The 22,931-nt window shown below is 72.1% G+C and carries 21 protein-coding genes; 7 read left to right on the top strand and 14 right to left on the bottom strand.

Annotated elements, in window-relative coordinates:
- Positions 1 to 21 precede the first annotated feature (21 nt).
- Together IG99_RS09385 and IG99_RS09380 are read right to left on the bottom strand one after the other, a co-directional pair.
- The gene (locus tag IG99_RS09385) at positions 22 to 1,293 is read right to left on the bottom strand and encodes an activator-dependent family glycosyltransferase (protein ID WP_037671815.1); all 1,272 of its coding nucleotides are present in this window, start codon (positions 1,291 to 1,293) and stop codon (positions 22 to 24) included.
- A 43-nt stretch (positions 1,294 to 1,336) separates the two neighbouring features.
- On the bottom strand, positions 1,337 to 2,047 hold the full coding sequence (locus IG99_RS09380) for a class I SAM-dependent DNA methyltransferase (RefSeq protein ID WP_051865161.1): 711 nt from the start codon (positions 2,045 to 2,047) through the stop codon (positions 1,337 to 1,339).
- A 169-nt stretch (positions 2,048 to 2,216) separates the two neighbouring features.
- On the opposite strand from IG99_RS09380, the gene IG99_RS09375 reads away from it, so the two are divergent.
- Entirely contained in the window at positions 2,217 to 2,636 is a 420-nt protein-coding gene (locus IG99_RS09375) for an ester cyclase (protein WP_234311783.1), read from the top strand.
- Between the two features lie 87 nt (positions 2,637 to 2,723).
- Here the strand turns inward: IG99_RS09375 and IG99_RS09370 are convergent, their stop codons facing one another.
- The gene (locus tag IG99_RS09370; protein ID WP_234311782.1) at positions 2,724 to 3,716 is read right to left on the bottom strand and encodes a Gfo/Idh/MocA family protein; all 993 of its coding nucleotides are present in this window, start codon (positions 3,714 to 3,716) and stop codon (positions 2,724 to 2,726) included.
- A gap of 51 nt (positions 3,717 to 3,767) precedes the next feature.
- The gene (locus tag IG99_RS09365; RefSeq protein WP_158973163.1) at positions 3,768 to 5,756 is read right to left on the bottom strand and encodes an AfsR/SARP family transcriptional regulator; all 1,989 of its coding nucleotides are present in this window, start codon (positions 5,754 to 5,756) and stop codon (positions 3,768 to 3,770) included.
- 521 nt (positions 5,757 to 6,277) lie between these two features.
- Between IG99_RS09365 and IG99_RS09360 the strand changes: the two genes are divergently transcribed.
- A complete protein-coding gene (locus IG99_RS09360) occupies positions 6,278 to 6,580 on the top strand; it encodes a hypothetical protein (RefSeq protein ID WP_078947592.1) in 303 nt (100 codons plus the stop codon).
- 78 nt (positions 6,581 to 6,658) lie between these two features.
- On the opposite strand, the gene IG99_RS09355 is transcribed toward IG99_RS09360, so the two are convergent.
- Together IG99_RS09355 and IG99_RS09350 are read right to left on the bottom strand one after the other, a co-directional pair.
- On the bottom strand, positions 6,659 to 8,071 hold the full coding sequence (locus IG99_RS09355) for an FAD-dependent oxidoreductase (RefSeq protein ID WP_037671809.1): 1,413 nt from the start codon (positions 8,069 to 8,071) through the stop codon (positions 6,659 to 6,661).
- A gap of 66 nt (positions 8,072 to 8,137) precedes the next feature.
- Entirely contained in the window at positions 8,138 to 9,184 is a 1,047-nt protein-coding gene (locus IG99_RS09350; protein ID WP_037671808.1) for a DUF4349 domain-containing protein, read from the bottom strand.
- Positions 9,185 to 9,383: 199 nt separating this feature from the next.
- Here IG99_RS09350 and hemG point away from each other — a divergent pair, with 199 nt between their 5' ends.
- Both hemG and hemQ read left to right on the top strand, forming a co-directional pair.
- Positions 9,384 to 10,838 (top strand): protoporphyrinogen oxidase, encoded by a 1,455-nt coding sequence (gene hemG / locus IG99_RS09345; protein WP_037671806.1) that lies wholly within the window; start codon positions 9,384 to 9,386, stop codon positions 10,836 to 10,838.
- A gap of 5 nt (positions 10,839 to 10,843) precedes the next feature.
- Positions 10,844 to 11,575 carry a hydrogen peroxide-dependent heme synthase gene (gene hemQ / locus IG99_RS09340; RefSeq protein ID WP_037671804.1) on the top strand — a complete coding sequence of 244 codons (732 nt, stop codon included), beginning with the start codon at positions 10,844 to 10,846 and terminating at the stop codon, positions 11,573 to 11,575.
- Between the two features lie 66 nt (positions 11,576 to 11,641).
- Here the strand turns inward: hemQ and IG99_RS09335 are convergent, their stop codons facing one another.
- The 5 genes from IG99_RS09335 to IG99_RS09315 all read right to left on the bottom strand — a co-directional run bounded on the left by IG99_RS09335 (position 11,642) and on the right by IG99_RS09315 (position 18,105).
- A complete protein-coding gene (locus tag IG99_RS09335) occupies positions 11,642 to 13,228 on the bottom strand; it encodes an alpha/beta hydrolase (RefSeq protein ID WP_037671802.1) in 1,587 nt (528 codons plus the stop codon).
- 117 nt (positions 13,229 to 13,345) lie between these two features.
- Complete coding sequence (locus tag IG99_RS09330) at positions 13,346 to 14,125, bottom strand: TIGR04222 domain-containing membrane protein (protein WP_037671801.1); 780 nt, start codon at positions 14,123 to 14,125, stop codon at positions 13,346 to 13,348.
- Between the two features lie 98 nt (positions 14,126 to 14,223).
- A complete protein-coding gene (locus tag IG99_RS09325; protein WP_037671799.1) occupies positions 14,224 to 15,009 on the bottom strand; it encodes a DUF4142 domain-containing protein in 786 nt (261 codons plus the stop codon).
- Positions 15,010 to 15,259: 250 nt separating this feature from the next.
- Positions 15,260 to 17,140, bottom strand: a complete 1,881-nt coding sequence (locus IG99_RS44090) for an MbnB/TglH/ChrH family RiPP precursor modification enzyme (RefSeq protein ID WP_051865069.1) — start codon at positions 17,138 to 17,140, stop codon at positions 15,260 to 15,262.
- Positions 17,141 to 17,310: 170 nt separating this feature from the next.
- Positions 17,311 to 18,105: an SAM-dependent methyltransferase gene (locus tag IG99_RS09315; protein ID WP_037671797.1), complete on the bottom strand. Its 795-nt coding sequence runs from the start codon at positions 18,103 to 18,105 to the stop codon at positions 17,311 to 17,313.
- 289 nt (positions 18,106 to 18,394) lie between these two features.
- On the opposite strand from IG99_RS09315, the gene IG99_RS09310 reads away from it, so the two are divergent.
- Complete coding sequence (locus tag IG99_RS09310) at positions 18,395 to 19,357, top strand: YihY/virulence factor BrkB family protein (RefSeq protein ID WP_037671794.1); 963 nt, start codon at positions 18,395 to 18,397, stop codon at positions 19,355 to 19,357.
- A 57-nt stretch (positions 19,358 to 19,414) separates the two neighbouring features.
- Here the strand turns inward: IG99_RS09310 and IG99_RS09305 are convergent, their stop codons facing one another.
- Entirely contained in the window at positions 19,415 to 20,155 is a 741-nt protein-coding gene (locus IG99_RS09305; RefSeq protein ID WP_051865067.1) for a peptidyl-tRNA hydrolase, read from the bottom strand.
- Here IG99_RS09305 and IG99_RS09300 point away from each other — a divergent pair.
- Positions 20,150 to 21,025 carry an ABC transporter ATP-binding protein gene (locus IG99_RS09300; protein ID WP_037671792.1) on the top strand — a complete coding sequence of 292 codons (876 nt, stop codon included), beginning with the start codon at positions 20,150 to 20,152 and terminating at the stop codon, positions 21,023 to 21,025. The genes IG99_RS09305 and IG99_RS09300 overlap by 6 nt on opposite strands.
- Positions 21,026 to 21,095: 70 nt before the next feature.
- Positions 21,096 to 21,767: a hypothetical protein gene (locus tag IG99_RS09295; protein ID WP_037671790.1), complete on the top strand. Its 672-nt coding sequence runs from the start codon at positions 21,096 to 21,098 to the stop codon at positions 21,765 to 21,767.
- On the opposite strand, the gene IG99_RS09290 is transcribed toward IG99_RS09295, so the two are convergent.
- Entirely contained in the window at positions 21,759 to 21,947 is a 189-nt protein-coding gene (locus IG99_RS09290) for a hypothetical protein (RefSeq protein WP_037671787.1), read from the bottom strand. The genes IG99_RS09295 and IG99_RS09290 overlap by 9 nt on opposite strands.
- A gap of 18 nt (positions 21,948 to 21,965) precedes the next feature.
- Positions 21,966 to 22,838: a polysaccharide deacetylase family protein gene (locus tag IG99_RS09285; RefSeq protein ID WP_037671785.1), complete on the bottom strand. Its 873-nt coding sequence runs from the start codon at positions 22,836 to 22,838 to the stop codon at positions 21,966 to 21,968.
- Positions 22,839 to 22,931 lie beyond the last annotated feature (93 nt).

Genomic DNA, 22,931 nt, shown 5'->3' with positions numbered 1-22,931 from the left:
GGGAGGGGCCGGCCCGGTCCCTCAGCGACTGCGGGGGCGGTGCTGGGCGGTGAGCCGCTCAAGAACCGGAACGATGCTGTTCGGGCTGGGCGAACCGAGCGCCTCGGCGCGCAGCCGCGCCGCGTTGCGGGCGACGGCAGGGTCATCGAGGACCCGGCGGAGATGGCCGCGCAGCAGCTCGGTGGTGAGCGCGGTGCCGTCGGGCACGTGGACGCCGGCCCCGAGTGCGTCCAGGCGGCGTGCCTTGTGGACGGTGTCCCAGATCATGTCCGGGAAGATGATCTGGGGTACGCCATGGACGAGGGCGGTGCCGAAGGTGCCCGCGCCGCCGTGGTGGATGATGGCGGAGCAGGTGGGCAGCAGCGCGTCCAGTGGCACGAAGTCCACCACCCGGACGTTTTCCGGGATCTCCGGCAGCGATGTGCGCTGCCCCTCGTCGAGCGTCGCCACGACCTCGATGTCCAGCCCGGACACCGCGTCCAGCAGGTGGGCGATCGGAGCCCGGTCGTCCCCGATGATCTCCCGGTGCCCGAGGCCCAGACTGATGCAGACCCGTGGGCGGCCGGGATCCGCGCGCAGCCAGTCCGGAATCGTGGCCGCCCCGTTGTACGGCGTGAACCGGACGTTCACGTAGGGAAGTTGCACGGGAAGGCGGAGTGAAGGGGGCACGGAGTCGATCGTGAACTGGCCGACCGCCACCTCTTCGTCGTAGGAGGAGCCGTACCGATCCAGGGACCAGCCGAGCCACTCGGCCAGCGGGTCCTCGCGCAGCGGCGCCGGGCGGCTTTCCAGGAGCCTGCGGTAGGTCTGCCTCATATGGCCCACCAGGTCGAGCCCGAAGAGCAGCCGGGCCTGAGCGGCACCGCTGGCCCGGGCGGCCACCGGACCGGCGAAGGTCATCGTGTCCCAGATCACCAGATCCGGTCGCCACCACCGGGCGTACGAGACCAGGTCGTCGACCATCGCGTCGTCCGACGCGCCCTGATAGACGAACGGGGTCATGGTCGTGAACATGCTGAGCATGTAGTCCCAGGTCAGAACCTCCGGGCGGATTTCGGAGGGGTCGGTCTCCGGCTCCTCCATGACTCCCGCGGCGTCTTCGCTCATGCGCTCTTCGAGCAGCAGCGGCGCACCGACCGGCACGGCAGTGAGGCCGGTGCGGGTGATGTCCTCGGCCAAATCGGGCTGACTGGCGACGCGCACCTCGTGCCCCGCCGTGTGGAGCGCCCAGGCGAGCGGCACCTGAGCGTACATGTGCGACTTCGCGGCGAACGTCGTGAACAGGACGCGCATGGGGGCTCACTCTCCTCGGCGTGCGATGGACGGTTCTGAGGCGTCAGGCGGTCGCGATGAACAGGCCTCGGCCGTCCTGGAACTCGGGCAGGTACTCGACGTCGAGGCCGGCGGCGGCGAACGCGGACTCGTACTGGGCACGACTGAAGAGCGAGATGAGATGGGTCTCGCTGAAATGGCCGATGCCGGAAGCCGCGTCGGCCACCAGATAGTGGACCTGCATGCGGGACGCGTCGCCCTCCCGCGCCGAGTGGGACACCCGTGTCACCGTGCGGCCTTCCAGCGTCACCACGTCGGCGGAGACATGACCGTCGAGGAAGTTCTCGGAGAACCACCACGGATCGACGACGACGGCTCCCCCGGGGGAGAGGTGCCGGGCGACGCGGCGCAGGGCGTCCGCCAGCTCCCGTGTCGTCGCGAGGTAGCCGATCGAGCCGAACATGCACGTGATGACGTCGAAGCGACGGCCCAGGTCGAACGAGCGCATATCTCCTTGATGGCAGCGCACCCGGGGCAACCGAGCCCGGGCGACCGCCAGCATCGGCTCGGAGAGCTCGAGACCGGCGACCTCGCTGAACAGCTCCGCGAAGCAGCGCAGATGCTGTCCGGTGCCGCAGGCGAGATCCAGCAGCGAGCGGGCGCCGGGCATCCGCGCCCGGACCAGATCGGCCACCTGCTCGGCCTCGACCCGATAGTCCTTGCCCCGGCCCCGGTGTACGAGGTCGTAGATCTCGGCGAGTTCGGCACCGTACATGTCCATCTCCCCTTCGGCGGGCCGTTCGGATCACCCTCTCCGGCCCGCCTGGAGGATCTGGCGACGCGGAGTGGATCCCTCACCGAGTGCCTCTAGCCGGACTGTAGAGCCCTTCGAACGGCCGGTGTGAGGCTCGGGCCGAAGCAGAGGCGGAGTGGGAGGAGGCAGGGTGCACCTGGCGAGGAACAAGGAACGATGCCTGCAGATGGTCGCCGCGTGGAATCGCGCCGACCCGCAGGGCGTCATCGCACACTGGGCACCGGAGGTCGTGCACTACGACGAGGACGGGCAGCCCTACGAGTCGGCCGACATGGTCAAACTGATGGAAGGCGGGATGGCGGCCTTCCCCGACCTGCGCCTGGAGGTCAAGAGCATTCTCGCGGAGGGGGATCTGGTCAGCCTGCGCATCACCTGCACCGGCACCCACCAGGGGACGTTCGCCGGCATCGAGGCCACCGGGCGCAAGCTCACGTGGCACTACGTCGAAGAACTGCGGTTCAACGAACAGGGCATGGTCATCGAGCACTGGGATGTCATGAACTGGATGCCGCTGCTGCGCGAGCTGGACTTGGTCTCGGCAGAGCTCTGACAGCGATGACGGTCGTGGTGACGTCAAGGCGAAGTCCGACCCGGACTCGACGTCACCACGCACGCGGGGGGACCCACACGGGGTGGATCAGGTGTGGACCGTGGCGGCGGCCCGGATCTGCTCGATGACGAGGGCCTGGCGCAGCGTGGTCTCCTCGGCCTCCCTGGAGGGTGTCATGGTGAGGGCCATGTGCACGAAGGCTTGGACGGCATTGCGGACCTGATGGTCGGCGGGGAGTGCCAGTTCGGTGAGCCGGTCCTGCTGTTCGATGCGGACCAGGGGCTTCATGTCCTCGGGTGGGGTGAAGGCCCGGGTGACCGTCAGACGCCCCCGGGAACCCCACAGGGTGTAGGTGGACTGGTAGGAGTGCTCGAAACCGAAGGCCAACTGGACGGCCACCCCGTCGGGGGTGGCGAGCAGAGCGCTGCCCGCCACGTCCACGCCCGTCGCGGGATCCACCCGAAGCGTCGCGGCCAGCACCTCCAGTTCGCCCGCCAGGTGGAGGTGTGCGGCCCGCAGAGGGTAGACGCCCACATCCAGCAGGGCACCGCCCCCCAGCTTGGGGTCATAACGCCAGGTGGCGGGGTCCAGTGGGGGGATGGCGAAGGAGCTGGAGAAAACCTGGAGCCGCCCCACGGAGTCCTCGTCCAGCAGCGTACGGACGGCGTTGTGCTGGGAATGGTGGAGGAAGATGAAGTTCTCCTTCAGCACCAGACCGAGTTCGCGGGCCAGGTCCATCAGCTCCACCGCCTGCGCGTAGTCCGTGCACAGTGGCTTTTCCGCGAGGACGTGTTTACCGGCACGGAGCGCCTTCGTGATCCACTCGTAGTGCAGTCCGGGCGGGAGTGGAATGTAGACGGCATCGATATCGGGCCGGTCAAGCAGGTGATCGTAGTCTACCGTGGCCTCACAGCCGAAGCGCTCACCGATACGTACCGCCTTCTCTTCGTTCCTGCTCGCCACCATGACCAGTTCGGCTGCATCACTTGCTCGAAGGACGGGCAGCAGCCGCCGTACGGCGATATCGGCACAGCCGATGACGCCCATGCGCAGGGAGCGCTTCGGGCCGCTCTCAGACATCGGTCACCTCATTGCTCAAGTACGGGTCGTTCCCGTGCGGATCGGTGTCGGTCAAGCGGTGAAGGCCGTCTCGCGCCGCTCCCGGGCGTACATCCAGAGCAGTGCATGGAACCCATATCTGGCGCCCGATTCCTCGTAGCCGGCGATTCTGAGCAGATGGTCGTCGGTGAACTTCTCCACGGTGCTGCGGACCGACGCGATATTCAGACCGGTCAGTTCCACCGCGGCAGGCAGGGTGAACTCGGTCGAGGGTGCACGACTGAGCCGTCGAAAGACGCCCTGCTCGAAACTGGTGAGATTCTCGTAGCTGGCGTCGAAGCGGGAGCGCACGTCGAGGTCCCCCAGCCGAAGGCTGTCCAGAAGGTGCGGCGTCTGCGCGAGCTCACACGCCAGAGTCTCGATCGGAAGGCGGGGCTGCGCGGCCAGCCGGCTCCCTATGCTCCGCACCGCGAGCGGGAGTCCGGCGCTGACCGCGGTGAGCCGCTCGGCCGCGAGCCGGTGGTTCCTCACCCGCTCGCTGCCCGCGATCCTGGACAGTAGCTCCATGCTCTCCGTCGGCTCGAACACGTCCAGATCGACGGTCCGGGTCGCCGCGATTCCGTGCAGCCGACGCCGGCTGGTGACGATGACGGCGCAGTGGGGGCTGTTGGGCAGCAGCGGGAGGACGTCGGCCACGGACGAGACGTCATCCAGGAGCAGGAGCAGCCGCTTGCTGGAGGTCACGGAACGGAAGAGCTTGCTGCGTCGCTCCAGTCCCTGTGGGATCCGGGCGCGTGGCACGCCGAGATCCTCCAGGAGGGCGAGGAGTTGGCCCGAGAGGTCCTTGGGCCGGCGGAGGGAGACGGCGTACTCGATGAACAACTGGCCCTCGTCGTACAGGTGGCGCAGTTGATGAGCCAGACGCACCGCGAGTGTCGTCTTGCCGATGCCCGGCATGCCGCTGATCAGCACGACCCGGGGAGCGGACCGGTGCGACACCGGCTCGCCATCGAGGAACCACGTCTGTGCGTCCTTGACGACATCGGACCGGCCGGAGAAGTCGGCGATGTCCGCCGGCAGTTGCGCTGGAATCGTCCCGCGGGAGGCTGCGACCCCGATGCCCGCGTTCGGCGCGGGAGTGGGGGAGTGCGCGGGAGCGGGAGCAGGAGCAGGAGCAGGCGCGAGAGTGGCAGCCGACGCGGGGGCCGACGCGGCGACCAGTGACGCCGGGGCAGGTCGGCCGGCGCGCTCGGCGCCTGCGGAGCGGCCGGCCCCCATGGCCACATGGCTCGCGGAGAGCGAGGCGCGCCGGCGGGACGGCAGGTTCTCGCCGGAGGAGAAGGGGTGGTCGAGCGGCGCGTCGGCGAGCAGCGCACTGTGCAGATCCTGCAGCTCCTTGCCCGGCTCCAAGCCCAAATCCTCGATCATGTTCGACCGCAGAGTCTGGTAGGTCTCCAGGGCCTCGTGCCGTCGGCCCGACCGGTGCAGCGCGGTCATCAGGAACGCGTGCAGACGCTCGTGCAACATGTGGGTCAGGACAAGGGATTTCAGCTCGCTGATGAGCTCCCGGTGATGGCCCAGCAGCAGGTCGGCCTCGATGCGCTGCTCCAGGGTGCGGACCCGCAGTTCCTCGAGACGGGTGACGTAGGACGACAACCGTCTGCCGGGCGTCAGGTCGGCGAGGACCGGGCCGTGCCACTGCGACAGGGCCTGACACAGCGCCTCGCGCGCACGCTCCGGATCACCACCCAGGAGTAAATCGTTTCCCTTCCTCGCATTCTGCTCGAACCGATGAAGGTCGATCGCGGAGTCCGGAATGGAGAGCGTGTAGCCTCCCGGCCGCGTGAACAGCATGTCGGCAGCGCTGTGCCTGATCAGCATTTTGCGGAGCTTGTAGACGTACGTTTGCATGGTGGTCATGGCGCTCGCCGGTGGCCCACCCTCCCATAATTCATCGAGAATTTCGGAGGTTTGAACCGTGGCATTTCGGCGAAAGATCAGTAAGGCCAGGACCTGTCGTGGTTTGGGTGCGGTCGGCGCGATGTTCAGTTGCCCCGTCATTACAGCCAAAGGGCCCAGAACTCGAAAATCCATGAATCTTCCCCAGTCCCCCGTAGACGCGACCGACGCTACCAAGCCACTGCCCGGCCTCGCAAGAAGGTTCTAAGGCTGAAAATTACGAGTACGCGGGCTGAATTTTTGATTCCGGTGAGTCGATCGTTCCTGATTCAAGATCAGGCTGTGGGCGGGGCGCGTCTTTCGATCACATGGCGCCGGTAAAGGATCTTCTTTATTTCCCACGGATGACACGGGTCAAGTGGGAGGCCGGCGGTGAAGTCGGCTGGGTGCGCTTGCCTGCGGATCGAATGCGGGTTCCCTGACGTGCCGTACGTTCAGGTCGTCCGGGCGGCGGACAACCGGGATGCCGAGCCGCATGCGGGTCATGGCGATCAGTCGTGGTACCGGCGTGAGGGGACGGCTTCGAAGAAACCTGTGAACGCGGCCGTCCCGGTGTGCGTATGAGTCGGCAACCGCCCGCGGCGCGGGGAAGGCGTATCGCGGGGACGACGTGAGGACAGGCGATGAACGACCGAGTTACTCCTCCGATGCACGCCCTGCCCGACGGCGAGGCTGAGCTCTCCCTCGTGGTGCGACTGCCGTGGGAGGACGTGGCGCGGCTGGGCCAGGAGGCGGGGCGGCTCGCTTCACAGATGCAGCGGCCGGTGACGCTGGACGAGGCGGTGAGCCACCGGTTGAGGTCGGCTCGGGCCGCGGCGGCTCATGCGCGGCCCTCCGGGGGGTCGGGTGAGCAGCCCGCTGCCGCGCCGGCCGCTTCGAGCGGTCCGTCGGTGACTTCTTTGCCGCGGCTCACCGGGACGGCTTAGCCCGTCGCGGGGGGCGCGGGTCGACTGTGGCTTGTCGCGCGGTTCCCGCGCCCCTCGGGTGGGTTTCCCTGGCGCCTGCTACACGTTCCGCACCTTCGCTGCCGCCTTTCTCGCGGCTACCAGGATCGGGTCCCACACCGGGGAGAACGGAGGGGCGTAGCCGAGGTCCAGGGCCGTCATCTGCTCGACCGTCATCCCCGCCGTCAGGGCCACCGCCGCGACGTCGACGCGCTTGCCCGCGCCCTCCCGGCCGACGATCTGGACGCCGAGGAGGCGGCCGGTTCGGCGTTCGGCGAGCATTTTCACGGTCATGGGGGAGGCGCCGGGGTAGTAGCCGGCGCGGCTGGTGGACTCGATGGTGACGGTTTCGAACTGGAGACCGGCGCGGCGGGCGTCCTTCTCGCGGAGGCCGGTGCGGGCGATCTCCAGGTCGCAGACCTTGCTCACGGCGGTGCCGACGACGCCGGGGAAAGTGGCGTAGCCGCCGCCGACATTGGTGCCGATGACCTGCCCGTGCTTGTTGGCGTGCGTCCCGAGAGGGATGTGGCGCTCCTGGCCGGAGACCAGGTCGAGGACCTCGACGCAGTCGCCGCCCGCCCAGATGGCCCCGTCGGCAAGGGGCCCGCGGACGCGCATCGACAGGTCGGTGAGGAGCCCGCCGTGGGCGCCGAGGGGCAGACCCGCGGCCTCGGCGAGCGTGGTCTCGGGGCGGACGCCGATGCCGAGCACCACCACGTCCGCCGGGTACTCGGCGTCCTCGGTGGCCACCGCCCGCACCCAGCCGTCCTCACCGGTGAGCAGCTTGGTGACCGTGGAGTCGTCGACCATGGTGATGCCCAGGCCCTCCATGGCCTCGTGGACGAGGCGGCCCATGTCGGGGTCGAGGGTCGACATGGGTTCGCTGCCCCGGTTGACGACCGTCACCTCGTAGCCGCGGTTGATCAGCGCCTCGGCCATCTCCACACCGATGTAGCCGGCGCCCACGACGACCGCCCGTCGGCCACGCGCGTGTGCCAGTGTGTCGAGCAGCGCCTGGCCGTCATCGAGGGTCTGCACCCCGTGCACCCCGGCCGCGTCCATGCCCGGCAGGTCCGGCCGGATGGGCCGGGCGCCCGTGGCGATCACGAGCCTGTCGTACGACGTCCAGGACTCGGCGCCGGAATCGACGTCACGCGCGCGTACCCGACGCCCGGCCACGTCTATCTCCACGACCTCCGTGCGCATGCGCAGGTCGATGTCGCGCGCCCGGTGCTCCTCGGGAGTGCGGGCGATCAGCCGGTCCCGCTCGGGGACGTCGCCGCCCACCCAGTACGGGATGCCGCAGGCGGAGAACGACGAGAAGTGACCGCGCTCGAAGGCCACGATCTCCAGTTCGTCGGAGCCTTTCATCCGGCGGGCCTGCGACGCCGCGGACATGCCCGCGGCGTCACCGCCGATCACGACCAGCCGTTCCACCCCGGTGTCCACACGGTTCGCACCACTCATGCTCATGCGAACACGCTACGGGCCTGGGGCATTTCAGTCCCGCGCATCAGTGCCGCGCATCAGCCCGGCGCATCAGCCACGCGGACCTCCCTGCTCGCCTCCCTGCTCGCCTTCCTGCTCGCCTTCCTGTTCCGCCTCCCCGCGCGCGGGCTGCGGGGCGGGCCGCGCGTGGGGCAGCGGACCCAGGGTGCTCGCGACGGGCGGGGCGGCCGGACGCGGGGTGCGCCGAGGCTTCACCACGCGCAGCCACACCAGCAGGATCAGGGCCGCCAGGGCGGCGAACGGCAGGACCGCGCCCAGCGTCATCGCCAGCCAGCGCAGCATGGTGACGAACGCGTCCCAGCCGCCCTCCAGCGCGTCCATGAACCCGGGGTCGTCGTCCTCGGCGGCCTTCACCACCGGCTTCTGCGCCAGGGAGAGGGTGATGGTGGCCATGCTCGTGCGGTCCTTCAGGGAGGACTGCTGGGCGAGGAGCGCCTCCAGGTCGGACTGACGGCGGCTCAACTCGCCCTCCAGCTCGACGACGTCGCTGAGCCTGGTGGCCCGGTCCATCAGCTCGCGCACCCGGGCCACGCTGGCCCGCTGCGAGGCGATGCGGCTCTCCACGTCGACGACCTGGTCGGTGACGTCCTGCGCCTTCGCCGTGCGGTCGAGGAGCTTGCCCGCGCCCTGGAGATCGGTGAGGACCTCGTCGTACTTCTCGGTGGGCACGCGCAGAACCACGCGCGTGCGTTCGTCGCCCGCGTCGTCCCGGGTGGTGGTCTCGTCGCCGACATAGCCGCCCGCGTTCTCGGCGGTGGTGCGGGCCCGGTCGAGGGCCTTCGGCACGTCCTTGACCTGTACGGTCAGGGAAGCCGTGCGGATGATCCGGTTGGCAGTGATCTTGGTGGGCGCGGTGGCGGTGCCGCTCTTGCCGCCGTCGGTCCTTCCGGCGGCCGCCTTTTCGCCGCCGGCACCGTTCCCGGCGACCTCCGGGGCGGCGGCCCCGGCCCGGTCGTCGGCGGCCGAGGCGGACGCGCCGGAGTCGTCCGCCGCACTGCAGCCGGTGACGGCGAGGGCGGCGGCGAGCAGGAGCCCGGCCAGGGCCGTGCCCGGCCGTGCGGAACGTCGTGTGCGCATGTGGTGTACCCCCGAGGGTCGTGACGACTGACACTCCTTCGACGCCGGACCGGGGCGTGCTGACGACAGCCCGGGGCGTGCTGACGACAGCCCGGGGCGTGCTGACGACAGCCCGGGGCGTGCTGACGACAGCCCGGGGCGTGCTGACGGAAGTCCGGGGCGGCGAGGGGCTGTCAGTGAGGTCTGAGAGAGTGGGGACATGAGCGCAACGGGTACGGGCACGGGGCATGTCGTCGTTGTCGGAGCCGGTGTGGCGGGCCTGGCCGCGGCCCATCGCCTGCTGGGGCACGGCACGCGGGTGACCGTCCTGGAGGCGTCCGACCGGGTCGGCGGCAAGCTGCTTCCCGGCGAGATCGCGGGCGTCCGGGTCGACCTGGGAGCCGAGTCGATGCTGGCCCGCCGCCCCGAGGCCGTGGCCCTCGCGCGCGAGGTGGGCCTCGACGCCGCCCTCCAGCCGCCGGCCACCGCCACCGCCTCGATCTGGACCCGCGGCGCCCTGCGCCCCATGCCCAAAGGCCACGTCATGGGCGTTCCCGGCAGCGCCGCCGCCCTGACCGGCGTCCTGTCCGACGAGGGCCTCGCCCGCATCGAGCGCGACGCCGACCTGCCCCGCACGGAGGTCGGCGACGACGTGGCCGTGGGGGAGTACGTGGCGGCCCGGCTCGGCCGCGAGGTCGTCGACCGGCTCGTCGAACCCCTGCTCGGCGGCGTCTACGCGGGCGACGCGTACCGGATCTCGATGCGCTCCGCCGTCCCCCAGCTCTACCAGGCCGCCCGTACGCACACCTCCCTGACGGAGGCGGTCCGCGAGATCCAGGCCAAGGCCGCGGCCAACCAGCAGACCGGCCCGGTCTTCATGGGCATCGAGGGAGGCGTGGGCCGGCTGCCGCTCGCCGTGGCGGAATCGGTCCGCGCGCGGGGCGGCGAGATCCTCACGAACACGCCGGTGACCGAACTGCGCCGGGAGGCCGCCGCGGGCTGGCGGATCGTCGCGGGCGACCGCGTCCTGCACGCCGCCGCCGTCGTGGTCGCCGTCCCCGCCCCGGCCGCCGCCGCCCTGCTGCGCCCCGAGGCCCCGGCCGCCGCCGCCGAGCTGTCCGCCGTCGAGTACGCCTCGATGGCCCTGGTCACCCTCGCCTACCGGCGCGCCGACATCCGCCTCCCCGAGGGCAGCGGCTTCCTGGTCCCGCCCGTCGACGGCCGCACCATCAAGGCGTCGACCTTCGCCTCCCAGAAATGGGGCTGGATCGCCGAGGAGAACCCGGACGTGATGGTCCTGCGCACCTCCGTCGGACGGTACGGCGAGACGGAGGTCCTCCAGCGCGAGGACGCCGACCTCGTCGACGTCTCCCGGCACGACCTGCGCGAGGCGACCGGCCTGGACGCCACGCCCCTGGAGACCCGCGTCGTCCGCTGGACCGACGGCCTGCCCCAGTACCCGGTCGGCCACCACGCGCGCGTGGCCCGCGTCCGTGAGCACCTCGCGGGGCTTCCCGGCCTCGCGGTGTGCGGCGCCCAGTACGACGGCGTCGGCATCCCGGGGTGCATCGCGAGCGCCCACGCGGCGGTGGACCAGATCCACGGCGACCTGCGCGCTGTGCAGGAGCTCACCGCGCACCCGGTGCAGAGCCTCCACGGCGGCGCGGGAGAATGAGAACCATGAGTGACGACGCCCCCACCACCGAGTCCGGCAGGGTCCCGAACAAGGGCAAGCTGGCCAAGGACCTCAACGAGGTCATCCGCTACACGCTGTGGTCGGTCTTCAAGCTGAAGGACGCGCTGCCCGAGGACCGCGCCGGTTACGCCGACGAGGTCCAGGAGCTGTTCGACCAGCTCGCCGCGAAGGACGTGACGATCCGCGGCACCTACGACGTGTCGGGTCTGCGGGCCGACGCCGACCTCATGATCTGGTGGCACGCCGAGACCAGCGACCAGCTCCAGGAGGCGTACAACCTCTTCCGCCGCACGAAGCTGGGCCGCGCGCTCACCCCCGTCTGGTCGAACATGGCGCTGCACCGCCCCGCCGAGTTCAACCGTTCGCACATCCCGGCGTTCCTCGCCGACGAGACGCCCCGCAACTACGTCAGCGTCTACCCCTTCGTGCGCTCCTACGACTGGTACCTCCTGCCCGACGAGGACCGCCGCCGCATGCTGGCCGACCACGGCAAGATGGCCCGCGGCTACCCCGACGTCCGCGCCAACACGGTCGCCTCCTTCTCCCTCGGCGACTACGAGTGGATCCTCGCCTTCGAGGCCGACGAGCTCTACCGCATCGTCGACCTCATGCGCCACCTCCGCGCCTCGGAGGCCCGCATGCACGTCCGCGAGGAGGTCCCCTTCTACACGGGCCGCCGCAAGGACATCACGGAACTGGTAGCGGGCCTGGCCTGAACGCCCCAAGGGGCGCGGGGAACTGCGCGACCAGCCATACACGGCCCGCGGTTCCCCACAGCCTCGTCACGACGTATCCGGCTCCGCACGCGCAGCGCACGCCGCGTGCCGAGCCGGAAGCCGCCCCTCCAACAGGTACGCCTCCACATACCCGTTGACACACGCGTTGCGTCCGCCCACAACCCCGTGCGTACCGGCGTCCCGCTCCGTCACCAGCACCGCCCCCGACAGCCGCCGCCGCAACTCCAGCGCCCCGGTGTACGGCGTGGCCGCGTCCCGCTCCGCCGCCACGATCAGCGTGCCCGGGACCTCCCCGGGCCCGGTCCGCACGTCCAGCGGTTCCCGCCGCGGAGCGGGCCAGTACGCACACGGCAGATTGGTCCACGCGTTGTCCCACGTCTCGAAGGGCGCCACCCGCGCGAGCCGCGTGTTGTCGCGGTCCCACACGGAGAAGTCCGTCGGCCAGGGCGCGTCATTGCACTCCACGGCCGTGTAGACCGCCCTCGTGTTCTCCGCCTCGGCGGCCGCCTCCGTGACCGGCGCCGCCTGCTCGACCAGCGGCTGCGGATCGCCCTTCAGGTACGCCGACAGCGCCCGCGCGCGGTGCGGCCAGTAGAAGTCGTAGTACCCGGCCTGGAGGAACGCGTCCTGCAGCTGTCGGGGCCCGACCTTCCCGCCCGCCGGCCTCCGAGCGAGCCGCGCCCGTGCCCGCTCGTAGCTCAGCAGCACCTCCTCGGGGGTGTCACCCAGCCCGTACACGGCGTCGTGCCGGGCGACCCACTCCCGGAAGTCCGCCCAGCGGTCCTCGAACGCGACCGACTGGTCGAGGTTGTTGCGGTACCAGACACGCGCCGGGTCCGGGTTCACCGCCGAGTCGAACACCATCCGCCGCACATGGGAGGGGAACAGCGCCGCGTACAGCGCCCCGAAGTACGTGCCGTACGACGAGCCCACGAAGGTCAGCCGGTCCTCACCGAGCGCGGCGCGCAGCACATCGAGGTCCCGGGCGTTGTTGAGGGAGGTGTAGTGCCGCAGCGCGTCGCCCGCCCGCTCCGCGCAGCCGCGTGCGTACGCCTTCGCCTCCGCGACGCGCTCCCTCTTGTACGGCTCCGAGGGGTACGTCGGGGCCTGCGCGGGCCCCTTGAAGAAGTGCCGGGGCTCCTGGCAGGACAGGGGCGCGGAGCGGCCCACCCCGCGCGGGGCGTAGCCGACCAGGTCGTACGCGGCGGCGACGCGCCTCCACTGGGGAAGCCGCCCGGCCAGCGGGAAGAGCATCCCCGAGGCGCCCGGCCCGCCCGGGTTGTACACCAGGGCACCCTGCCTGGGCACGCGCCGCTTGCTGTTGTGGGGGTCGCCGTGGGTCGCCTCGACGCGGCTGACGGTGAGCTTGATCTGCTTGCCGTCCGGGCGCGCGTAGTCGAGCGGGACGGTCACCGTGCCGCACCGCATGCCGTCCGACGCCTCGGGCTCCTCGGCGCACGTGCCGAAGTCGATCCCCTCCTCCTCGGCGCGCGCCGCGGCGACCGCGGTGCCGTGCCGCTCGGCCGCCGCGCTGGGAACGCCGGTGGAGCCGGGCGCACCGCCCGCCGGGGCGGTGGTGAGGGTCGTGAGGAGCAAGGACCCGGCGGCCGAGTAGAGGGCGGCAGCTCTCATCGCGTATCCCTTCGATGCACGGCGGCGACAGAAGGGATGGTTGGCTCGCCCGCCGGGGAAGGCAAGCACCGCCCGCGGGTGTCGGCGCCAATGCCCCTGTGCGCCCCCCGCGGTCCGTCAGTCGCGCGGCTCGGGGTACTCGCGGTGTGCGAACGCCGCCCGCAGGTTCGGCTCGCCGATCGCGCGGACACCCCGTACGGCGACGGAGGTGAGGAACCCACGGTCGTCCCCGGCGCCCTCGGTGCGCCGGGACAGGGCGCCCAGCAGCCGCTGTCCGGCGGGGGAGGCCCAGCGCGAGTACGGGTGCACCTCAACCCGCGTGATCGCCAGGCAGCTCAGGGTGAGCGCGAGGGGCAGTGCGAACCAGACGGCGATCAGGTCGCGCGGCATGTCGGACGGAACGGGCGCCAGCAGCGCGGCCGCGCCCAGCGCGAGGACCACCACCGCGGCGAGCCGCACCTGGCGCACCCCGGCCCCGACCGTCGTACGCGCCCCGTCGGGCACGGCGAGGCCGGCGCTCACGAGCCGGTCGGCGAGGCCGCGCACCGCGTCGGCGGCGGCCGCGGCGGCCCGCACCGGCGCGATGCGGGACTGTCCCTCCGGGCCGATGGCCCCGATGACCGACCGCTCCATGTCGTCCTGGCCGCGTGGGTCCACGACGGTCGCCCACCCGGTGTGGGCGAGCAGCAGCCGGCACTGCCGCGCCATGGACACCAGCGTCAGCTCGGCGACCCGCGCGGGGCCGCCGGACAGGAAGGCCGCCTCATACAGCGTCAGGTCGTGGGCCGGGCCCGTGCTCTCGTCGACGGTCGCCGCGCGTACGGCGGCCAGGCACAGCCGCGTAGACGCCGTGCCCGCGACGGCCCAGGCAAGCAGCAGGAGAAGGACCCAGAACATGCCGTGTTTCTATGTCAAGAACCCATGTGAGCGCCATGCGTTGTTCACAATCCGGACGGAGCGTTGCCGGTATGTGATGTGACGTTCCGCGGGGCGGGTCAGCTCGGCGGCGGCCCGGACGCGGCCGGCGGAAGCGTGTAGGTCGGTGACACGGACCCCGCCGGGGCCGGCGTCACCGGCACCATCTCGCCGGGGTTCGCCCCGAAGCCGGGCGGTGCGGGGGAGTCGGCGGCCGTCGGCGTGCTCGGCGCGGCCAGATCGCGGGCCAGGGCGCCGTAGTCGACGTACCCGGTGGCCTCCAGGACCTTGATGTGGTCCAGCACGGTCGTGTTGGCGTCGTCGGCGAGGTCGCGCACCAGCGAGTTCTGGGTGCTCGCCCGCACCTGGGCGACGACCGAGAACACCCGGCCGTGGGCCAGCCGCAGGATGTTGGCGAAGGCGCGGTCGTAGTCCACGCCCTGCGCCGCGTCGAGCTCCCGCAGCCAGCCCCGCTGCTGCTCGTTGGGTTCGTCGGGCAGTGTCAGCCCGAGCCGTGAGGCGACGTTGCGCACGCGCTCGTCCAGGAACGTGTGCCCCTCGACGAGGTGCTGCCCGGCGATGCGTACGGCCTCGGTGGTGCCCTTCTGCTGCGCCTGCCGGCCGGCGGGCAGCTCCCAGAGCCCGGCCAGCCGCACCTTGGTGATGAAGTCCTGGTCGAGCGCGGACATCGGCCCGTACTGCGTCGCCACGGTCTGCGCGTTCAGTACGTCGACGTCCGTGCCCGGGCGGTCGCCGTACGACCAGATCGGGAAGGCCAGGGCGGCGAGGGTCGCCGCCATGCCGGCGATGATGAGTCCGGTGCCACTGAAGATGCCTCGGCCTCGGACGGGGGGTCGGGGTCGCATGGTGCCTCCTGCTCGCGGCACCGCACGCTAGTGCGCTTCGGGTGCGGCGTTGGCATATTACTGCGGGGTTTACGCCAACTTCCGTACGGGGGCGAAGCGTTGTTTATGTGGGGATTCGGGGCGAACAGGGGGGTGGGGGCGGGCGGCAAACGGGGGCAACGCGGCCGAACCGGGCGCGGGCCGGCCGGCAGGTGGCCGCCGTGTTAACCCGAGCACACCGGACGGTGGACGAACGCGTCGCCGAGTCCGGTCACCTCCGCAGCAGGACCCGCCGGGTGGCCCGGGCGAGACGGGCCGCCGGTCGCGGCGCGTGCGGCGCGGGACCCGACCGCTCCGTCCACCACTCCCACAGCTCGCGCCGGACCCTGCCCTCCGGCAGCCGCCCGTCACGCAGCGTCCGCTCGGCGAAGTCCAGGGCGTCCTGCCGGTAACCGCCGGTCATCGCGTGCCGGTGGGCGTACGCGAGGAAAGTCGGCCGGTATCCGTCGCCCAGGATCTCCGGCAGCTCCGGCGCCACCTTCGCCACGACGTCCGCCCGCTTCCCCGCCAACGCCCGTGCCTGCACCGCCAGCCGCGCCCGGTCGAACCCCTCCGGCACGGGCGTCCCGGCGACCAGCGCGGACAACAACGCGGCCTGCGCGAGACCGAGCCGCTGGCGCGCGGGATCAGTGCCGTCCGCCGGGTGCCCGGGAGCCGAGCGGTCGTCGAACGCCCGGAGTTCCCGGCTCGACACACCGCCCGCCACAGCCCCCCGCTGCACCTCCGCGACTCCCGCGGCCTGCCCGGCTTCCGCGGTCTGCGTGGCTGCGGCGGCTGGCGTGGCTGCGGCGGCCTGCCCGGTTTCCGCGGTCTGTGTGGCTGCGGCGGCTGGCGTGGCTGCGGCGGCTGGCGTGGCTTCCGCGGCCTGCCCGGCTTCGGTCTGCGTGGCTGCGGCGGCCTGCCCGGCTCTCGCGGCCTGCGTGGCTTCCGCGGCCTGTGTGGCTCCCGCCGCCTGACCGGCTTCCGCGGTCCTGGCAGTTGCCGCCGTCTCTGCGGTGCCCGCCGTCCCCGCGGTCCCGGTGGCTCCCGTGGTCCCGGTGGCTCCCGTGGTCCCGGTTGCTGCCGCCGCCTCCGCGACCTCCGTCCCGACCGTCTCCGCGGTGCCCGCCGTCTCCGCCGTCCTCGCCGTCCTCGCCGTCCCCGCGGTCCCGGTGGCCCCCGTGGTCCCGGTCGCTGCCTCCGCGACCTCCGTCCCGACCGTCTCCCCGCCTGCCCCCTTCTCCCAGGCCCCCGCCCTCTCCTCCGCTCCCGCCCTCCTCGCTTCCGTCCGCCCCCTGGACACCGCGTCCCGAATGGCGTCCAGCTCCTGCTCCAGTTCCCGCGGCTCGGGGAAGTTCTCGTCGCGTTCCAGGAGGACGCCGGGCGGGGAGACGCGGGACGCCAGGTCGGTCAGGACGTCCAGGACCGGCTGAGGGACCGGGTGGGCGTGGCTGTCGTGCCAGACACCGTCCCGCTCGAAGCCGCCGGCGACATGGACGTAGGCGATGGCCTCCAGCGGCAGCTCGGCGAGCGCCTTCGCGGGGTCCTCGGCGCGGTTGACGTGGTTGGTGTGGAGGTTCGCCACGTCGATCAGCAGCCGCACCCCCGTCCGGTCGGCCAGCTCGTAGAGGAACTGTCCCTCGGTCATCTCCTCGCCCGGCCAGGAGATCAGCGCGGCGATGTTCTCGACGGCGAGCGGCACGGGCAGGGCGTCCTGCGCGATCCGGATGTTCTCGCACAGCACGTCTAGGGCGTCCCGGGTGCGCGGCACGGGCAGCAGATGGCCGGCCTCCAGGCGCGGGGAGGCGGTCAGCGGGCCGCCCGCCCGGACGAACGCGATGTGCTCCGTGACCAGTGGCGCGCCCAGCGCCTCGGCCCGCTCGGCGAGGGCGGTCAGCCGCCCCTCGTCAGGCCGCTCCGCGCCCCCGAGGCCCAGCGCGACACCGTGGGGGACCACGGTGGCCCCGCGCTCGCGCAGCCGGAGCAGCGAGTCCGGGAGGTGGCCCGGGCACACGTTCTCCGCGACGACCTCGACCCAGTCGATGCCCGGCATCCGTTCCACGGCGTCCGCGATCTCCGGCCGCCAGCCGATTCCCGTCCCCAGTCGCTTCATGGTCCCCTCCCTTTGTGACGGGGGTATGGCCCCGCCCACCGGGACCGAACCGCCTGCCGGGCACCTTCAGAGCAACATTTGAGGTTCGGCCGGCGGCTTCAGCAGCTGCCCGCAGATACGTACGGGAGCCCCCAGGTGTTCAAAGGGAACACATATGTCAGGTCCGGAGGTCACACCTTGCGGGCCACCCCGCCGAAGCTGTCCACGTCCCCGCGTCCGCCGGTGGCGGCCGGGTCGGCGCGCCACTCGGCGACCGGGACCAGGCCCGGCTCCAGCAGCTCGAAACCCTCGAAGAACCCGGTCAGTTGCTCGGGGGTGCGGTTGACGCGGGGGTTGTCGCTCGCCTCGTTCCAGCGTTGGACCATCGCGCGCATCTCCACCGGGTGGAACACCTCGGTGCTGTCGCAGAACACGAGGTAACTCCCCACGGGCAGCGCGTCCTTGAGGCGCTCCACGGCCGCGTAGGCGATCTCGTCGGGCACGTGGGCGGCGATGCCGAGCAGCATGAGCGCGACGGGCCGGTCGAAGTCCAGCGTGTTCCCGGCGCCGCTCAGGATGGTCTCCGGTTGGCGCAGGTCGGCGTCGATGTAGGCGGTGGCGCCCTCGGAGGTGCTGGTGAGCAGGGTGTGGGCGTGCTGGAGCACCACCGGGTCGTGGTCCACGTACACGATCCGCGCTTCCGGGGCGATGCGCTGGGCGACCTCGTGCGTGTTGTCGAAGGTGGGCAGGCCGGTGCCGACGTCGAGGAACTGCCGGATCCCGGCCTCCGTCGTCAGATGCGTCACCGCACGCTTCAGGAACGCCCGCTGGGCGCGCGCGATGTCGACGATCTCCGGGTTCAACTCCCGTATCTGGTCGCCGACCTGACGGTCGATCTCGTAGCAGTCCTTCCCGCCCAGCCAGTAGTTCCAGATGCGCGCGGAGTGCGGCACATGGCTGTTGATCAGCGGACGGTCCAGTGACATGGCGACTCCCGGGAAGCGAACGGCCCTGCGTGGTCAGTGCGTTGCCGCTCACACCGTAGCCCCATGATCCCCGGATCCACCCCGCGACCCCCACCGCTGAGACGCACCAGACACCGGACGCTCCCCGCCACGCCGGTGGCGGGATGGGCCGGGCGGGTTGTGGTGGGGCGGCGCGCCGGGGGCCTGAATCACCGGGGGCCGGGGACACGGTATGCCGGGACCCGCGACCGGCGGGTGCCTCGGTGGGTGCGCTCGCCGTCGGCCCGACACGCGGGGGAGGACGCAGACCATGGGGACGGCCGTACACGTTCCGCAGACGCGGGACATGATCGGGGAAGAGCTCTCCGGCGACGAAGCCCTCACCGCGCTGCGGCGCTACGGAGGACTGCGGCTGCTGGTCGACGCGTTCTCGCGGTTCCGGTACGCGGACGGCTTCACCAACGCACGCGCCCTCGGCTTCCAGGTCGTGCTGGGCATGGTGCCGTTCACGATCGCCCTCGTCGGCGTCGCCACCGCCGCGCACACCGAGAGCGTCGGACGGATCATCGAGCTGACCCTGGGCAGGATCGTGCCGGGCGCCAGCGCGGACGTGGTCGGGGAGGCGCTGCGCGGTACGCGTCGCACCGCCCACTCCGACGTCTGGAGCACCGTCGCGCTCTGGCTCGGCCTCGCCTTCTCGGTCCTCAACCTGGCCTCGGCCATGGGCCAGGTGGAACGAGGCGCCAACCGGATCTACGGCATCGAACGCGACCGGCCCTTCCCTCGCAAGTACGGCCGCGCCCTGGTGCTCGCCTTCGCCGCGGGTCTTCCCATGGTGCTGGGTTTCCTCGTCCTCGTGGCGGGTGAGGCCGTCGGCCGCTCGACGGCCGAGGCCTTCGGCTGGGCCGACGTGCCGGCGTGGTGGGGCGCCCTGCGGATCCCGCTGGGCACGGCCCTCGCCTGGGTCGCCTCCGCCGTCGTCTTCCGCTGGTCACCGCGCCGGGACCAACCCGGTTACACCTGGCTCGCGTTCGGCTCCGCCGTCCACCTGGTGCTGTGGGTCGGCGCCACCTGGCTGCTGACGCTGTACGTCGCCAAAAGCGGTTCCTTCGGAGCCGTGTACGGGCCCCTCACCGCGTTCGTCGCGCTGCTGCTGTGGGCCAACCTCACGGGCGTGGCGCTCTTCCTCGGCATCGCCTTCGCCGCGCAGCTGGAGGCCGCCCGGGCCGGCCTGTCCTCCGCCGTCGAACCGGACCCCGGACCCGGCCCCTGATGCCGGTCCACGGCGCGCTGCCGCGGCGCCGGACGACGTCACCGCCGTACGACCGCCCTACCGCAGCGCCGGATGGTCCGCGACCACCGTGCAACTGCCCGGCGCGATCTCGGTGAAGCCCGCGTCCCGCACCACCGGCAGCCCGCTGCCGGTGAGTCCGGCCCACCGGTCCGGGGCGGCGGTGAGCACCGCGAGCGGGAACCCCGCGTCCCGCCAGGCCGTCCGCTCCGTCTCCGACAGCTCCCACCACGCGAGTTGGGCACCGTGCCCGGCCTGCGCCATCGCCTTACCGGCCGACATGTCGAGGTCCGGACTCATCCACAGCACCGGTGTGCCCGGGTCCGCCGCCGCCGGAGGCTCGGGATCGTCGAGGTCGGTCCCGGACACCTGGAGCCGCGCCAGGTCCTTCGGCCACCCGTCCAACGGGACGGGCGGGAACACCCGCACGTCGGCCGCCTTCCCCGTGACCGTGATCCCGGGCAACGCCTCGGCCCGCCGCCACTCGGCGCCCCGGGCCCGCCGTACGACCTTCCTGATCCGCGCGTCCTGCCAGTCCCGCACGGCCTGCGCCCACTCGCCGTCGCCGATCGACCGCTCGTCGCTCAGCATCACCAGCACGGCACGGGCGGCGGTCTCCAGGGCGTCGGTGCGGGCCGGAGGGGCACCCCGCTCGATCCGGACCACCAGGGGCAGGACGAACTGCGGTGCCTCGTCACGGACACTGACTTCGGACTGGAAGGGACTCTCACTCACGGGCGCAGAGTACTTGACCCACCGGGAGATGATGACTCCATGCATCGCGATCTTCGGCTGGACAACGTGGGCCGGCGATATGCCCTCCGCGGCCCCTGGGTGTTACGCGGCGTCGACCTGACCGTCGCCCCGGGCACCCTCATCCGCGTGGAAGGCACGAACGGCACCGGCAAGTCCACCCTTCTCCGCCTGCTCGCCGGCATCGACGCCCCCACGGAGGGCCGCATCACCGGCCGCCCCCGAACCGCGTACGTCCCCGAGCGCTTCCCCTCCGCCCTGCCCTTCACCCCCCTCGGCTACCTCACCCACCTCGGCACGGTCCACGGTCTGGCCCGCCCGACCGCCGAGCGCGCCGCGGGCGACTGGCTGGAGCGCTTCGGGGCCGCGGCGTACGCCCGCACCCCCATGGCCCAGCTCTCGAAGGGCAGCAGCCAGAAGGTCGCGGTCGCCCAAGCCCTCCTGGCCGACTCGGAGTTGCTGGTCCTCGACGAGGCCTGGACCGGCCTGGACGAGGATGCGCGGGCCGAGCTGGAACGTGCGGTCGCCGAACGCACCGCGGCCGGCGGCGCCGTCGTCTTCGTCGACCACGACCCGCGTCGCCTGGCAGGCGCCGCGGACGCGACATACGCCGTGCGCGAGGGCACCGTCGTGCGCCGCGCGGAGGAGGGACCGCGGACCGCGCCGGCCGGCCCCCAGGTGCTGGTCGAGGCGCGGGCGCCGGTCGCCGGCCCGCCGCCCGCCGAGGCGGCCCGGTGGATCAGCGCCGCCGAGGAGCCGACACCGGGTACGCACCGTCTCACCGTCCCCGCCTCCCACTCGGACATCGTTCTGCGCACCCTTCTCACCGCCCACCCCCCGTGGCACGTGATCGGCGTCGGCCCGGCCGCCGCCGCCGACGACGGGGAGGCCGGATGACCACCCCCGACCCGTCCCGCCCCGCACCCACGTCCGCCCCCTCCGCCCCCACCTCCGACGAGAGCCGCAGATGACCGCACTCCTCCGTTACCAGGCCGCCCTGCTCGTGCGTTCGCAGCGGTGGTTGCCGCCCGTCATCCTGTACGCGGCATTCCTGGCCGTGGGGGTGCAGGGCGGGCAGCCGGTGCTCGACTCGCTGGGCTACTCGGCCGCCGCCGTGCTGCCCGTAGCGGCCTGGCTGGTGCGGATCTGTGTCACGGGCGAGCCGCCCGCCGCCCGGGCCGTGGTCGCCGCGGCGGCGGGGCCCGCGCGGGCGCACCTGGCCGCCCTGCTGGTGGCGGCGGGCGCGGCGGCGCTGCTCGGCGCGGTCGCGACGGTCGTGGTGACATCGATCAGCGACTGGGTCAGCGCCGACCACCAGCGGCGCGTCCCGCCCCTCGAAGCCGGCGGCGCCGGTCTGCTCGCCGCCCTGACCTGCGCGCTGCTCGGCACAGCGGTCGGCGCGCTGACCGCCTGGCCGGTGCTGCGCTCGCCCGGCCGGGCGGTCCCTGCGCTGCTGCTCGCGGCCCTGCTGACGCTGGTGGTGTCGGGCTCCCCCGCGCAGGCGGCGGTCAGTGGCCTGGTCACCGGCTCGCGCTCGGGCACGGTCCCGCTGCCCCTGCTGCCCACGGTTGCGGCCGCCCTGCTCGGGACGGCGGCCTGCGCCGCGGCGTGCGCGCTCAGCTCCCGCAGATCAGCCTGAGCAGGCCGTGCGCTGGGCCTCCTGCCACTCGCACACCGGGCACAGGGTGATCCCCTTGTACGACTCCGGGTACTCCGTCGGCTTCCGGCACAGCACGCACTCGGCGTACGGCGGCCCGTCGGCCTTCGGGGGCCTCGTCGCGTCGATCAGGCAGTAGGAGGTGTCGCTGTCGTCGCTCATACCTCCAGCGTACGAGCCTCAGCGCCGCCCGCCCGAGGCCCCGATCAGTTCGGACACCTTGACGAACCGGAACCCCCGCGCCCGCAGCTCGGGCACGATCGTGCGCACGGCCCGCTCGGTCGCCGGGGCGGCGCTGCGGGTGCAGTGCAGGACCACCACGGACCCCGGCCGCACCCCGTCCAGCACCTGCTGTGCCACCGCGTCCGGGTCGGTGGCGAAGGCGTCGCCGCCGACCACGTCCCACTGCACCGCGGTCACCCCGGTACCGGTCAGCGCACGCAGCGCCCGTTGGTCGTAACAGCCGCCGGGAAAGCGGAAGTACGGCATCGCGTCCGGCACCCCGGCCGCGCGGAAGGCGGTGTACGCCCGCTCCACGTCCGACCGCATCCGGTCCTCGGAGACGGTGGGCAGGCCGTAGCAGTCACCCGTGAAGGCGTAATGGCTGTAGGAGTGGTTGGCGACCTCGAAGAGCGGGTCCCGGCCGATGGAGCGGGCCTGGACGGGGTACTGCTCGGCCCAGCGTCCCGTCATGAACACGGTGGCCGGCACCTGGAGTTCCCGCAGCGCCGCGATCAACTCCGGGTTGTCGAAGTGCTCGCCCGCCGCCGCCCGGGGCCCCTGCGCCGCGGTCATGTCGGCGTCGAAGGTCAGGGCGACGGCCTTGTCCGGTGTCCGCGGCCCGTTCTTGAAGACGGGGATCAGGCCGGCGGGCCCCGGCGCCAGGGTGGGAGGCCGGGGGACGGTGACGGAGGGGGACGGAGAGGGGGAGGGGGAGGGGGCGGCCGTGCGCGGGGCGCGCGGTGCCTCCGCGGCGATGTCCGAGCCGCAGGCGGTGAGCGCGGCGCCGCCGAGGGCGCAGACGGCGATGAGGCGTCGTACGAGTGGGATCACCGTACGAAAGTATGGCTATCCGTCTTATCCGTCCGGCATTCGGCGCCGCCAGGTCACCCGCTCGGAGTCACCGGGCCGGACCGGCGAACCGCG

It is taken from the genome of Streptomyces griseus subsp. griseus, from assembly GCF_000720255.1.
Taxonomy (GTDB): Bacteria; Actinomycetota; Actinomycetes; order Streptomycetales; family Streptomycetaceae; genus Streptomyces; species Streptomyces griseus_I.
The sequence above is the reverse complement of the archived record's forward strand: the minus strand, read 5'-3'. Positions and strand labels throughout refer to the sequence as shown.